Consider the following 13,151-nt stretch of genomic DNA (forward strand, 5'->3'; position numbering starts at 1 on the left):
GGCTTTCCCCTATTCGGCCGCAGCAGTGATCGGGCCAGAATAGCCGTAAATGTCTCTCGCAGCCTTCGCGGTGATCAGCTTCTCGGAAAGATCCTGTGCGATGAGGTCCCGTGAACGATCGCTCGCATGCCCCCAGCCGCCGCCGCCGGGGGTCTCTACCTCCAGACGCTCTCCCGTCTTCAAGACCACCTTGCCTTTCGGGAATTGAGGCTTGCCTTCCTTCATGACCTTTCCGGCCGATCCGCTCTGCCCCTCGACGACGCCGAAGCAGGGATGGCGGACACGCTCGGAGGCGAGGTAGATGTTCATCGGGTTCTTGCCGAGGTTCCGCAGCACGACACGCTGGCCGAGACCGCCGCGATGTTTGCCTGCTCCGCCGGAGTCGGCGATCAGTTCCTTTCGCTCCGTCAGGACGGGAACCGCAACCTCGAACATCTCGATGGCCGTTACCTTGCAGTTCGAGGGGAAGCTCAGCGTGTCCAGACCGTCGAATTCGGCTCGGGCGCCCTGTCCGCCATGGAAATTCTGGACGGATCCATATTGCGAACCGTCATTGCGCTGACCGACGCAATTGGCGGCCCAGATCGGGGCGCCGCCGCTGTCGCCCATAACCTTCTCGGGCACGACGCCTTCAAGCGCCTTGAAGATCAGCGAAGGGATGACGTGCCCGATCAGGTTTCGCGAGTTGCCTGCCGTCCATGCCTGCGGATTGAGGATGCAGCCGAGCGGCGCCTCATCGGTGATCGGAATGATGCAGCCCTCGTTGTTCGGAGTTTCGGGGTCGAGCAGGCACTTCAGGGCATAGACCGAATGGGCGTAGCGGTAGTTCGTCCGGCAGTTGATCGAGTGCAGAACCTGATCGGACGTGCCGGTATAGTCGACGTGAACAGAGTCGTCCCGGATGATGACCGAAGCCTTCAGCGTCACGTCGACGTCGTAACCGTCGAGCAGAACCTCGGCGGCGTAGCTGCCGTTCGGCCATTCCCGGATTGCATTGCGCGTCTGCGCTTCGGAGCGGGAATGGATGGCGGCGGCCAGGCCCTCGACGTCGTCGAGACCATACTCGTCGAGGAATTTGACGAGTTCGCGGCCCATGACGTTGTTGGCGGCGATCATCGATTCCAGATCGCCCCGCACCTCTGTGGGAAGGCGGACCGAGGCTTCGATGATGTCGAAAACATCCTGGTTCGGAACGCCGGCCTTCAGCAGTTTGACGATCGGGAAGCGGATGCCCTCTTCGTAGATGTCGCTCGCTTCGGAATGCAGAGGCGCACCGCCGATATCGGGAAGATGGGCGATGGAGCCGGCATAGGCGACGACCTTGCCGTTCTTGAAGATCGGCGTGATCATCGTGACGTCGGGAAGATGACCGGTGCCGATCTCCGGGTCGTTGGTGGCCAGAACATCGCCCTCTTCGAGCCTGTCCGCCGGGAATTTGGGTAGAAAGTAGTTCTGGGCGGCGGCAGGGAGCGAGGTAATGAAAACCGGGATCGACCAGGTGCATTGCGCCAGCGCCCGTCCCCTGCTGTCCAGCAGGACGGTGACGTAGTCGTGGTTCTCGCGCACGATCGGCGAGAACGCCGTCTTGCCGAGAACGTTGTCGGCCTGGTCGGCGATGAAGATCAGGCGGTTCCACATGACCTGAAGGTTGATCGGGTCGTTGAAATCGGTGGCGGGTTTCGACATCTGAGTCCCCCTTAGAGCAATTCCAGGCAAAGCGCGAAGCGCTTTTGCCGGGTGTTGCGTAAAAACAAAAGGATAGAGCGGTTCGGCGCTTCCGTTAAAAGCTGAACCGCTCTAGCGAATGTTGATCACGAGATTGCCATGGGCATCGACGTGGAAGATGCTGCTTGGGCCGACGACCGCGGTCGATTCACGCTGCTCGACGATTGCCGGCCCCTTGATCTCTTCGCCGACCGGCAGCTTGTAGTGGTCGTAGACCGCAGTCTCGGCGAAGGCGCCGATCTCCTGGAAATAGACCTGACGGCTGCCCTTCCTCGCGTCGGCAATGACGGTTTCGTGCGGGCGCGTCACCTGATCCTTTTCGCCGCTGGCGCGCAGGCGCCAGGTGATGACCTCCAGCGGCGCTGCAACCGTACGGCCGAAGAGCTCGCGGTACAGCTTGAAGAAGTTGCCGCGAAGCTCGCCAAGGAATTCCTCCTTCGGCAGGGCCCGGTCGGGCAGAACCACGGTGATTTCATGGCCCTGGCCGACATGGCGCATATCGACGGTATAGCGGTTGCTGATCGTATCCTTCGGGACGCCCGCCGCCGACACGACCTCGGCGCCCTGGGACGAAAGCTCGTCCAGCAGACGGTTCATCGCCTGGACGTTCCAGGCGTCGAGCGCCATCGGATGGCTTGCGGACAGATCGACCGCTACGGGAGCGATCAGCAGGCCGATTGCCGAGCTCACACCTGCACCGGTTGGGCAGATGATACGGGAAATGCCGAGCTTGCGGGCGATGCCATAGGCGTGGACCGGGCCGGCGCCGCCGAACGCAACCATCGGCAGCGAGCGGGGATCGACGCCGAGATCGGTCGCATGCATGGCGGCGGCCTTGCTCATGGATTCGTTGACGAGGTCATGGATGCCCCATGCGCAGCGTTCGACCGAGACATCGAGCGAGGCGGCAAGTTTGGCCATCGCCGCGTGAGCGGCCTCTCTGGAAACCTTGAACGACCCGCCGACGAAAGATTCGGTGCCCATGTAGCCGAGCAGAATGTCGGCATCCGTGACGGTCGGCTGGGTGCCGCCGCGCTGATAGGCGGCCGGTCCGGGCATCGCACCTGCCGAATGCGGACCGACGTCGAGCAGGCCGAGCGAATTCCGGGCTGCGATCGAACCGCCGCCCGCGCCGATCTCGATCATCTGGATCGACTGGATTTTCAGGGGGAAACCCGATCCCTTGCGGAAGCGCTGATAGTGGGCGACTTCGAGGTCGGTGCCGACATTCGGTTCACCGTTCGGGATCAGGCAAAGCTTCGCGGTCGTGCCGCCCATGTCGAAGGACAGGACGCTCGCCTCCCCCGCCGTGCGGCCGAACTCTGCCGCCGCCACGGCGCCGGCCGCCGGGCCCGACTCGATCAGGCGCACCGGCAGTTCCGCGGCACGACGGCTCGGCACCAGACCGCCCGACGACGTCATCCAGAGGACCTGGCGATCGATGCCCTTCGCGGCGAATTCGCGCTGGAGATGAGCGACGTGGCCGGCCATCTGCGGCCGGGTATAGGCGTTGACAACAGTTGTAGAGGCGCGGTCGAACTCGCGCATTTCAGGGCAGACTTCGGACGAGAGCGAGACGAAGATGTCGGGGTCTTCTTCACGCAGCAGCGCAGCGACACGCTGTTCGTGCTGCGGATATTTGTAGGCATGGAGAAGGCAGACGGCTACGGAGCGGATGCCCTTTTCCTTCAGGCGGCCGGCGATCTCGCGCACCGTTTCTTCCTTGAGCTCGGTCATGACGGAGCCGTCGGCGGCGATCCGCTCTTTCGCACCGAAGCTGTTTGCACGGGTCGCCAGCGGATCGGGATATTTGATGTTCAGGTCGTAGAGGTCGTAGCGGCCTTCGTTGCGGATGCGCAGCATGTCCTGGAAGCCGTCGGTGGTGACGAAGCCAGTCTCGACACCCTTGCGCTCGAGCACGGCATTGGTGACGACGGTGGTGGCGCCCAGTACCTGCAGCTTGTCGATGGCGATGCTGCCGGCGAATTTCTCCAGCAATTCGGACACGCCCTGCACAACCGCTTCCGCCGGGTTCTTCGGCGTGCTGAGCACCTTGTGGAGATGGAGGTCGCCCTTGTCGTCCAGAAGCGCGAAATCGGTAAAGGTACCGCCCGTGTCGAAAGCCAGTTTTGCCATGTTGTCCTCGAAGCGTTCGGCGCGGGAGGCGCCGCTTTGCGGATCCGATGCCCGGACCAGTATCTGCCTGGAGGTTAGGGGAATGCCGGGCGCGTTGGCTAACACAACTACAGTCTGCCGCTATAGGGTTTGCTTATGGCGGAACGAAGATACGACGTCGGGCTGCCGCAAGGCGACAGGACAGCCGGCGTCATGAAAGAAAATCCGCGCCCGCGTGCCCGTTGGTCGTTAGGCCGGCTTGATTCCCGGATGATGGCTGCTCATCAGTTTCGCGACGACGTCGAGGAGAACCGAGCGCGCCGCAATGGCGGGCTCCGACAAGGGAAGGTGATCGGCGACGCAGAGCGACACGGTCGCGTCGATCACCGGCTTGGTCAGCGCCCTCACCTGTGCGCCGGAAAAGCTCGCCGTCTCCGTCACCACCGAAGCCGGGAGAATGGTCGATCCCAGCCCTTCCAGCACCGCCGCACTGAGGGCAGGAACGGACTCGATTTCCGAGACGACGTCAGGCGTTGCCCTGGCCCGCGCCAGGGCATCGTCGATCAACCGGCGGAGCAGATGCGCCTTGCTGGGAAGAAGCAGCGGGATGTCCTGGAGGGCAGCAAGCGGAAGCGGTGCGCTGCCATCGCCGGGAAGCTCGATGCCCGGCGGCGAGACCAGGAACATTTCCTCGCGGAACAACGGCTGCAGGGTGACGCCCTTGATGGGGGTGGCTGCATAGATCAGCGCCATGTCCATCTTGCCGGTCATGATCAGCTCGCTCAGGATCTGGCCGAAACTGTCATTGATGTGGACGACGATATGGGGATGCCTCGCCTTCATCTCCTTCAGGATCGGCAGCGACAAGGCGCTTGACGAGGAATAGGTGGCGAGCCCGATCGAGACCCGGCCCGCCACCGATTTGGCCGCCTGATCGATATCGACCTGCGTCTGCTCGATCTGCTTCAGCATCAGTTGCGCGTGCCGGTAGAGGATGAGTCCCGCCTCCGTCGGCGTAATGCCGACATTGCTGCGGATCAGAAGCTTATGCTTGAAATGCGCCTCGAGGGAAGCGATCTGCTGCGACAGCGCCGGCTGTGCCGTCCTCAGAATGCTTGCCGCGCGCGATACGCTGCCGGTATCGACGATCTTGACGAAGCTCCTCAGTTTTCGGAAATCGACGCTCATGGCCACCGGCTTGTTGTTTCATGCAAAACGTAAAGCCTGCGGCCGGAGGGACGCAAGTCCCCACCGGCCTTTCGCGGTTAACGCAGCGCGGCAACCGCCCGTTCGATGCGGTCGCATGCCTGCGTGATCGTCTCCATCGATGTCGCGATCGAGAGGCGGAAATGCGGCGATACGCCGTAGGCGGCTCCTTGCAGCGCCGCGACCCCGACGCCGTCGAGCAGGTAGAGCACAAAATCGAGGTCCGTCTCGATCGTCTTGCCGTCAGGCGCCTTCCTGCCGATGACGCCGGCGCAGTTTGGAAACAGATAGAAAGCCCCATCCGGCACGAGGCAGGAAAGACCCGGCACGGCATTCAGCCTTGCGCATGCATAATCCCGCCGTTCCTTGTAGACTTTCACGCTTTCGGCGACGAAGGACTGATCCGAAGACAGGGCATAGGCAGCGGCGGCCTGACTGACCGACGACGGGCAGGATGACATCTGCGACTGCAGTTTGTTGATGGCTGCAATCAGGTCGGCCGGGCCCGCCGCATAGCCGATCCGCCATCCGGTCATGGCGTAGGACTTGGAAACGCCGTTGGTCAGGAGGATACGCTCCTTCAGCTGCGGGACGGCGGCGGCGAGCGTCGTCATCGGCTCGTCCTTGAACCAGACCTGGTCGTAAATATCGTCGGAGAGCACGAAGACGTGGGGATGGCGCAGCAGCACCTCACCGAGCGCTTCCAGCTCGCGCCTGTCATAGGCCGCACCCGTCGGATTGGACGGCGCGTTGAGGATCAGCCACAGGGTCTTTGGCGTGATCGCCTTTTCCAAAGCCTCCGGCGTCAACTTGAAGCCTGCTTCCTGCGGGCATTCGACAATGACCGGCTTGCCTTCATTGGCGATCACCATATCGGGATAGGAAACCCAGTAGGGTGCCGGAACAATCACCTCGGCATCGTTCTCAACGCTCGCCATCAGCGCCAGAAAGAGTATCTGCTTGGCGCCGCCGCCGACGCAGATTTCGTTGTCGGCGTAGCTGAGCCCAAGCCGCCGCTTGATATCGCCGATGATTGCCTTGCGCAGGGCAGGCGTGCCGTTGACGGCGGTATATTTCGTTTCGCCTCTGTCGATGGCGGCGTGCGCTGCGGCCTTGATATTCTCCGGCGTGTCGAAGTCCGGTTCGCCGACCGTCAGATCGACGATGTCGCGACCCGCCGCCTTCAGTTCGCGCGCCCGGGCGGCCGCTGCCGTGCTTGGCGAAACCTTGATTCTGGACACGCGTGATGCGGGCACAAAGGTGCTCATTGGGATTTCCTCGTTCTATTCTTTGAGAGGCGAGATCGCCTTCAGTGGACGGCTTCAGTTTCGCCGCGCATCTTGCCGGTCAGGAAAAGTTCGCCGAGTTCGTCATGGGTGATGTCTTTCGGCAGCCCATCCCAGATGACCTTGCCAAGTCTCAGGATGACCGCGCGTTGCGCCACTTCCATGGCTTTCTTGGTGTTCTGCTCGACGAGCAGGATCGTCATGCCGTCTGCGTGAAGCCGAAGAAGCTCGTTGAAGACGATGCCGATCGCGGCCGGCGACAGCCCGACGGACGGTTCGTCGACCAGCAGCACCTTCGGCCGCTGCAGCACCGCCATCGCCACTTCAAGCAATTGCTGCTCGCCGCCGGACATGTTTCCGGCCAGCGTCGCGCGGCGCGTCTTGAGGATCGGAAACAGGTCGTAGACATAATCGCGGTCGGCCTTCACCTTGGCGTCGCGGAGGGTATAGGCCGCCATCTGAAGGTTCTCGTCGACGGTCATGACGGGGAAGTTGCAGCGCCCCTGAGGCACGAAGGAAATCCCCTCGCCCAGAATGGCTCTCGACTTGCAGCCGGCAATGTTCTTGCCACGCCAATCGATATTGCCCTGCTTGATCGTCGTCATGCCGTAGAGCGTCTTGAGAAGAGTGGACTTTCCCGCTCCATTCGGCCCCATGAGCGCCACGAAGTGCCCGGCGGGCACGTCGAGATCGACGCCGTTGAGGATATCCAGATTGCCGTAACCTGCACGGAGGTCACGGATCAAAAGGTTCGAGTTAGCCGCCAAGATAGGCCTCCCTGACGCGCTGGTCCTGAATGATGTCGCCCGGCAAGCCTTCGACGAGCTTGGCTCCCTGATCGAGCACGATGACGCGCTGGCAGATGCTGGTGACGACATCGATGTTGTGTTCGATCACCAGAAAGCTTACGCCGAGCGACTTGTTCGCATAGAGGATGGTGTCGACGACGCGCTCGATGATCTTCGGATTGATGCCGGCCATCGGCTCATCCAGCAGGATGAGCTTCGGTTCGGGCATCAGCATGGATGCGAACTGGATGAGCTTTTGCTGTCCACCCGACAGATTGCCTGCCGGCTGGTGGCGGACATCCCAAAGACCCGCCATTTTGATGAGCTCGCGGGCTCTCTCCCTGAGGCTGCCGATACGCTGGCGCGACATTCTTCCAAGCCCGAAGGTCGATGCGATGGAGGTGAAGGTGAACATCTGTCCGGCAATGACCAGGTTCTCCTCGACATCAAGCGACCGGAAGGTGACGGTCTTCTGGAAAGACCGCAGCATGCGTCCTTCCCGGGCGATGCGGTTCAAGGACCAACCGGTTATGTCCTGTCCGTCGAGCACGACCTGGCCGGCATCCGGCCGCGCAAGGCCGGTGCTGCAATCGAAGAAGGTCGATTTGCCCGAGCCGTTCGGTCCGATCAGGCCGGCGATCTCACCCCGGTCGATATGAATGCTGACATCGTTGACGGCCTTAACCGCGCCGTAGGACTTGCTGAGATTCCTGATCTCGAGAAGCGGAAGATGACGGGTCATTTCGCGCCTCCGATCGCATTCCAGAAGCGATTGATCAGTGGCGCAAATCCATTTTTGAACCAGAAGACGAGCACAAGAAGGCTGAAGCCATAGGCGATCATGCGCAATTCGGGCGTGATGCGCAGCGCTTCCGTCAGCCCCACGAAAAGTAGGCTTCCGAACACGGTGCCGGAAATCATGCCCGCTCCGCCGCCCAGCACGATGATCAGCATCGTGGTCGAATAATACATCTGGAAGGTCAACGGGCTGACGACCGTCAGATAATAGGCATAAAGGCAGCCGCCGATCCCGGCAAACACGGCGCTGATCATGAAGACGATCAGCTTGTAGTGCCAGGTGGGAATGCCGAGAGACTCGGCAAGCGTCTCGTTCTCGCGGATCGCCACCATGTTGCGCCCGGCGGGTGAGCGGACGATCGCCCAGGCCGCCAAGGTGGCAAGGGTTCCGACGATAAGGGCAAGATAATAGAAGTTCGTCGTGCCGGACACCGTGAAGGAAAGCGGACCCAACTCGACATAGGGCTTTGGAATGCCCGACAGGCCCATATCGCCGCGGGTGAGCGAGATCCAGTTCTTGGCGATGGCCTGGCCGATGATCACGAAACCGAGCGTGCACATCACGAAGGACGTCGAGCGAAGGCGCAGGGCGGGAATGCCGAGCGGAAGGGCAAGGGCGCCGGAGACGGCGCCGGCGGCGATGAGGTTGACGTAGAACGGCGTTCCGTAGGTGACGGCGAGGAGACCCGCCGTATAGGCGCCGATGCCGAAGAACGCAGCCTGCGCCAAGGAGAGAAGGCCGGTGTAGCCCACAAGCAGATTGAGCCCATGCGCCGGAAGCATGAAAATCAGGGCGATGATCAGGGAATGGGTGATGTAGCGGCTGCCGATGAACGGCGCGGCAAGCGCCAGGGCGATGAGGACGGCGGCGAGCGGTATGCGAAGGTCGCGCCTGCGTGCCTGTTGGGCGGTTTCCGTGAGAGACATGTCGGGTCCTCGGCGTTCGAGAAAGGTCGGCGGGCGCCGCGGCTAGAAGCGCGCCTGCGTCGAAAAGAGGCCGTGCGGTCGCCACATCAGCATCAGGATCAGCGTGGCGAAGCCGACGGTGTCGCGAAATTGCAGACCGACATAGGTGGCGACCAGGCTCTCGGCAACGCCGAGGATCATCGCCGCGACGAAAGTGCCGCGCACATTCCCCAAACCGCCCATGATGATGATCGGCAGCGTCTTGAAGGTGATCAGCTCGCCCATGCCGCCATAGACGCTGACATTGACCGGCGCCGTCAGGACCCCTGAAAGCGCCGCAAGGCCCGCCCCCAGCATGAAGGTTCGAAGCACCACCTGCGGTACGTCGATACCGACGACGCCGCAGCACTCGACATTCTGGGAAACGGCGCGCATCGCCATTCCCAGGCGGGTGTAGCTGACCATCAGTTCGAGGCCGATGAACACCAGCAGACAGACGACGAGAATGAGAATGCGCTGCTGAGCCAGGCTGAAGCCGAGGATGGAAACCGGTTCGATATAGCCTCCGGCGAAGAACTTGTAGCCTCCGCCGAAGACGAGAATGATGGTGTTCTGTAGGATCAGCGCGATGCCGAGGGTGGCGAGTACGCCGGACTCCGCCGGTGCACCGACCATCCGGCGCATGACCAGCTGCCCGACCACATAGGCAACGACGATCGTCGCAAGAACCCCCACGACGATCGACGCCTCGTAGGACAGGCCGAGATAGTCGATCGCAAACCACGCCCCGAACGTGCCGAGCATGTAGTATTCGCCGTGAGCAAAGTTGATGGCTCTCAGCACGCCGAAAATCATGGTCATGCCGACGGCGACGATTGCATAAACGGAACCGGTCACGATTCCATTCACAGACTGCTCGAATATGGTCGAGAGCATGGGCGTACCTCCTCCCGGCAGATCAGTTGGCGGGGTATTGAATGTCCGCCGTATATGCACCCTTGATGCTCGGCTTGCCGTTCTCGATCTGCAGCAGGATCATCGGCAGGCGGGCCTGGTTATGGTCGTCGAAAGTGACTTCGCCGACGGGGCTTTTATACTTGATCTTGGAGAGTGCGTCGCGAACCTTCACCTTGTCGGCGCTGCCGGCCTGCTTGATTGCGGCTGCGAGGAGATTGACGGTATCCCAGTGAACGTAGGCGTGGTTGTTCGGCGCCTCGTTGTAGGTGGCCGTGAACTTCTCGACGAAGGCTTTGCTTTCCGGCGAATCAAACTGCGGAAGCCAGGCGGCTGCCTCGACGGCGCCCTCGAGCGCTGACGGGGCAGACTTGATGGTCTTTTCGGTGTTGAACTCGCCATTGCCGATCAGCGTGACCTTACCGGCCAATCCGAGTTCGATCATCTGGCGGGCGATGATGGGTGTCGTATCGGCGAGACCGTACATGATGATGGCCTGGGCGCCGTTGTCGCGGATCTTTGCGAGCACGCTGCGGAAGTCGACTTCGCCTTCCTTGTAGTAGTCTTCGCTGAGGATCTCTCCCTTGAAATCGGGCAGGTACTTCTTCGTGAATGTGATGGCCGAGCGGCCATAGTCGCTGTCGACGGAGAGCACGGCAAACTTGGTGAAGCCACGCTGCTCGGCGGCATATTTGGCGACGATCAGCGCCCGGTTCTCATCCGTCGGATAGTTGCGGTAGGTCCATTTGAAGCCGCCGACACCGGCCTGATAGGTGATCTTCGGGTTCGACGACGCCGCATTCAGGAGAAGCACTTCAGCATCTTCCGCGACGGGTTGGATGGCGAGCGTCACCGAACTGGAAACGTCACCGATGAGGAAGTCGACCCCCTCCTGGTCGATCAGACGACGGGCGGCCGAAACGCCTTCGACCGGTGTGCCCTGGCTGTCGGCATTGAAGAGTTCGATTTTCATCCCATCGACGCCGCCGGCATCGTTGATGTTCTTGACGGCGAGTTCGGCGCCATGCATCGAAAATGCGCCGTAGCGCGCATTCGGGCCGCTCATCGGCGCCACGAGTCCGAGCTTGATCGTGCCGTCCGCTGCCAGCGCGCCAGCCGGCAGGCCGGAAACGGAAACCGCCAGCGAAAGGGCTGCTGTAGAAAGGAAAAGTGCTCTGCGGCTTACGGTAAGTTTCATGTTCCCACTCCATGTTCTCGGGTGCAAACGCTTGGGCGTATGGCCCAGCGTACTCCTGACCGCTTTGCGCGGTTCTTATGGCGTCAGCCCAGCGCTGACACCGTCACAGTAGGTTCAGGAAAGCGTCGCTGGCCAACACAACTCCATTCTGCCGCTATAGCGTTTATTTATAGCGAACCGATCTATTCGGCATTGCCGATTGACCCGTCGATGTTTCACACAGCTGGGTGCGCCCCCAAGAAACTGCAGTGCAGCAAAAGTCGGCTGCGCCGCACGATAAACATTCGCGCAGGTGCCTCGGATAACTCAGGCTCGACGAACGGCCCAAAAGCCAATAAATACGATTTGACGGTCGACCGTGCTGCAACTGGTACGCAGCTCTCGAAACGTGAGACGCCGTCATTCGACGCCTGGCTTGCAGTTGATGGGAATCGAACCTGCGACCGCTTAAATCGCCTTTTGCAATTCCGGCAGTGCGTCGAAGAGATCGGCGACGAGGCCATAGTCGGCGACCTGGAAGATCGGCGCCTCCTCATCCTTGTTGATGGCGACGATCACCTTACTGTCCTTCATGCCGGCCAGATGCTGGATCGCCCCGGAAATGCCGGCGGCGATATAGAGATCGGGCGCGACCACCTTGCCGGTCTGGCCGACCTGCCAGTCGTTCGGCGCATAGCCGGCATCGACGGCGGCACGGCTTGCACCGACCGCGGCGCCGAGCTTGTCGGCAACCGGCAGGATGACTTCCTTGAACTTCTCGGCAGAACCGAGCGCCCGGCCGCCCGAGATGATGATCTTCGCCGAGGTCAGTTCCGGACGTTCCGAGGCCGACAGCGCATCGGAGACGAAACGCGACAGGCCGGGATCGGAGACAGCCGGGATTGCTTCGACGGAGGCAGATCCGCCTTCACCAGCGGAGGCGAAGGAAGCGGTGCGCACGGTGATGACCTTCTTGGCATCGCTTGCCTGTACCGTCTGGATGGCATTGCCGGCATAGATCGGACGCTTGAAGGTATCGGATGAAACGACCTCGATGATCTCCGAGACCTGGGCGACGTCGAGAAGAGCGGCCACACGCGGCAGCACCGTCTTGCCGACCGAAGTCGCGGCCGAGAGGATCGTGTCGTAGGAACCGGCCAGCGAAACGATCAGGTCGGAAAGCGGTTCGGCCAGATTGTTGGCGAGCTCGTCGCTTTCGGCGAGCAGCACCTTGGAGACGCCGGAAAGTTTGGCCGCCGCATCGGCCGCAGCCCTGGCGCCCTTGCCGGCAACGAGAATGTGGATATCGCCGCCGATCTGGCTTGCCGCCGTCAGCGCCTTGGCGGTCTGGTCGGAAAGGCTGGCATTGTCATGATCGGCCAGAAGAAGAATGGTCATGGTGATATTCCTTTCGAACCTTAGAGCACGCCGGCTTCGTTCTTGAGCTTGTCGACCAGTTCGGCGACCGACTTGACCTTGACGCCGGCCTTGCGGCCAGACGGCTCCTCGGTCTTCAGCACCTTCAGCCGCGGTGTCGTATCGACGCCGAAATCGGCAGGAGCCTTCTTGTCGAGCGGCTTCTTCTTCGCCTTCATGATGTTCGGCAGCGAGGCATAGCGCGGTTCGTTCAGACGCAGATCGGTGGTGACGACCGCCGGCAGCTTGATCTCGATCGTCTGCAGGCCGCCGTCGACTTCGCGGGTGACAGTTGCTTTGCCCCCAGGGACGGCAGCTTCGATCTCGATCTTCGAGGCGAAGGTCGCCTGGGCCGAACCCAAGAGCGCCGCCAGCATCTGGCCGGTCTGGTTCGAATCGTCGTCGATCGCCTGCTTGCCTGTGATGATCAAGCCCGGCTGTTCGGCATCGGCGACCGCCTTCAGGATCTTGGCCACAGTGAGCGGCTCGACCTGATCCTCGGTCTCGACCAGGATCGCCCGGTCGGCGCCCATGGCAAGTGCCGTCCGCAGCGTCTCCTCGGCCTTGGCAGGACCGATCGACACCACCACCACTTCCTCCGCCTTGCCGGCCTCCTTCAGCCGCAGCGCCTCTTCCACCGAGATCTCGTCGAACGGGTTCATCGACATCTTCACATTGGCAAGCTCGACACCCGTGCCATCCGGCTTCACCCGGATCTTCACGTTGTAATCGACAACCCGTTTGACGGGCACGAGAATTTTCATGGAGTGCGCGCTCCTT

At 61.7% G+C, this 13,151-nt stretch carries 11 protein-coding genes; all 11 read right to left on the minus strand.

Features of this window, described 5'->3' with window-relative positions:
• Positions 1-9: 9 nt before the first annotated feature.
• Entirely contained in the window at positions 10-1,686 is a 1,677-nt protein-coding gene (locus ATY78_RS11155) for a hydantoinase B/oxoprolinase family protein (RefSeq protein WP_088682394.1), read from the minus strand.
• 111 nt (positions 1,687-1,797) lie between these two features.
• Positions 1,798-3,861, minus strand: coding sequence for a hydantoinase/oxoprolinase family protein (locus ATY78_RS11160; protein WP_088682395.1), 2,064 nt, complete (start codon positions 3,859-3,861; stop codon positions 1,798-1,800).
• 228 nt (positions 3,862-4,089) lie between these two features.
• The gene (gene nac / locus ATY78_RS11165; RefSeq protein WP_088682396.1) at positions 4,090-5,028 is read right to left on the minus strand and encodes a nitrogen assimilation transcriptional regulator NAC; all 939 of its coding nucleotides are present in this window, start codon (positions 5,026-5,028) and stop codon (positions 4,090-4,092) included.
• 77 nt (positions 5,029-5,105) lie between these two features.
• Entirely contained in the window at positions 5,106-6,314 is a 1,209-nt protein-coding gene (locus ATY78_RS11170) for an aspartate transaminase (RefSeq protein WP_088682397.1), read from the minus strand.
• Positions 6,315-6,355: 41 nt separating this feature from the next.
• On the minus strand, positions 6,356-7,099 hold the full coding sequence (locus tag ATY78_RS11175) for an ABC transporter ATP-binding protein (protein ID WP_088682398.1): 744 nt from the start codon (positions 7,097-7,099) through the stop codon (positions 6,356-6,358).
• Positions 7,089-7,862, minus strand: coding sequence for an ABC transporter ATP-binding protein (locus tag ATY78_RS11180; RefSeq protein ID WP_088682399.1), 774 nt, complete (start codon positions 7,860-7,862; stop codon positions 7,089-7,091). The genes ATY78_RS11175 and ATY78_RS11180 overlap by 11 nt, the downstream gene beginning before the upstream one ends.
• Entirely contained in the window at positions 7,859-8,845 is a 987-nt protein-coding gene (locus ATY78_RS11185) for a branched-chain amino acid ABC transporter permease (RefSeq protein ID WP_088682400.1), read from the minus strand. The genes ATY78_RS11180 and ATY78_RS11185 overlap by 4 nt, the downstream gene beginning before the upstream one ends.
• A 42-nt stretch (positions 8,846-8,887) precedes the next feature.
• Positions 8,888-9,760 (minus strand): branched-chain amino acid ABC transporter permease, encoded by an 873-nt coding sequence (locus ATY78_RS11190; protein ID WP_088682401.1) that lies wholly within the window; start codon positions 9,758-9,760, stop codon positions 8,888-8,890.
• Between the two features lie 22 nt (positions 9,761-9,782).
• Positions 9,783-10,976 (minus strand): ABC transporter substrate-binding protein, encoded by a 1,194-nt coding sequence (locus ATY78_RS11195; RefSeq protein ID WP_088682402.1) that lies wholly within the window; start codon positions 10,974-10,976, stop codon positions 9,783-9,785.
• Between the two features lie 447 nt (positions 10,977-11,423).
• Entirely contained in the window at positions 11,424-12,353 is a 930-nt protein-coding gene (locus tag ATY78_RS11200; protein ID WP_088682403.1) for an electron transfer flavoprotein subunit alpha/FixB family protein, read from the minus strand.
• Between the two features lie 20 nt (positions 12,354-12,373).
• Positions 12,374-13,135, minus strand: a complete 762-nt coding sequence (locus ATY78_RS11205) for an electron transfer flavoprotein subunit beta/FixA family protein (RefSeq protein ID WP_088682404.1) — start codon at positions 13,133-13,135, stop codon at positions 12,374-12,376.
• Between the last annotated feature and the right edge of the window lie 16 nt (positions 13,136-13,151).

The sequence above is a fragment of the Rhizobium sp. R635 genome, from assembly GCF_002211285.1.
Taxonomy (GTDB): Bacteria; Pseudomonadota; Alphaproteobacteria; order Rhizobiales; family Rhizobiaceae; genus Rhizobium.

Bases quoted from the DNA above. Each gene is read 5' to 3' on its own strand.
- ATY78_RS11195 (WP_088682402.1), bottom strand. From the start codon at position 10,976: ATGAAACTTACCGTAAGCCGCAGAGCACTTTTCCTTTCTACAGCAGCC.
- nac (WP_088682396.1), bottom strand. From the start codon at position 5,028: ATGAGCGTCGATTTCCGAAAACTGAGGAGCTTCGTCAAGATCGTCGAT.
- ATY78_RS11160 (WP_088682395.1), bottom strand. From the start codon at position 3,861: ATGGCAAAACTGGCTTTCGACACGGGCGGTACCTTTACCGATTTCGCG.
- ATY78_RS11170 (WP_088682397.1), bottom strand. From the start codon at position 6,314: ATGAGCACCTTTGTGCCCGCATCACGCGTGTCCAGAATCAAGGTTTCG.
- ATY78_RS11205 (WP_088682404.1), bottom strand. From the start codon at position 13,135: ATGAAAATTCTCGTGCCCGTCAAACGGGTTGTCGATTACAACGTGAAG.
- ATY78_RS11185 (WP_088682400.1), bottom strand. From the start codon at position 8,845: ATGTCTCTCACGGAAACCGCCCAACAGGCACGCAGGCGCGACCTTCGC.
- ATY78_RS11180 (WP_088682399.1), bottom strand. From the start codon at position 7,862: ATGACCCGTCATCTTCCGCTTCTCGAGATCAGGAATCTCAGCAAGTCC.
- ATY78_RS11155 (WP_088682394.1), bottom strand. From the start codon at position 1,686: ATGTCGAAACCCGCCACCGATTTCAACGACCCGATCAACCTTCAGGTC.
- ATY78_RS11190 (WP_088682401.1), bottom strand. From the start codon at position 9,760: ATGCTCTCGACCATATTCGAGCAGTCTGTGAATGGAATCGTGACCGGT.
- ATY78_RS11200 (WP_088682403.1), bottom strand. From the start codon at position 12,353: ATGACCATTCTTCTTCTGGCCGATCATGACAATGCCAGCCTTTCCGAC.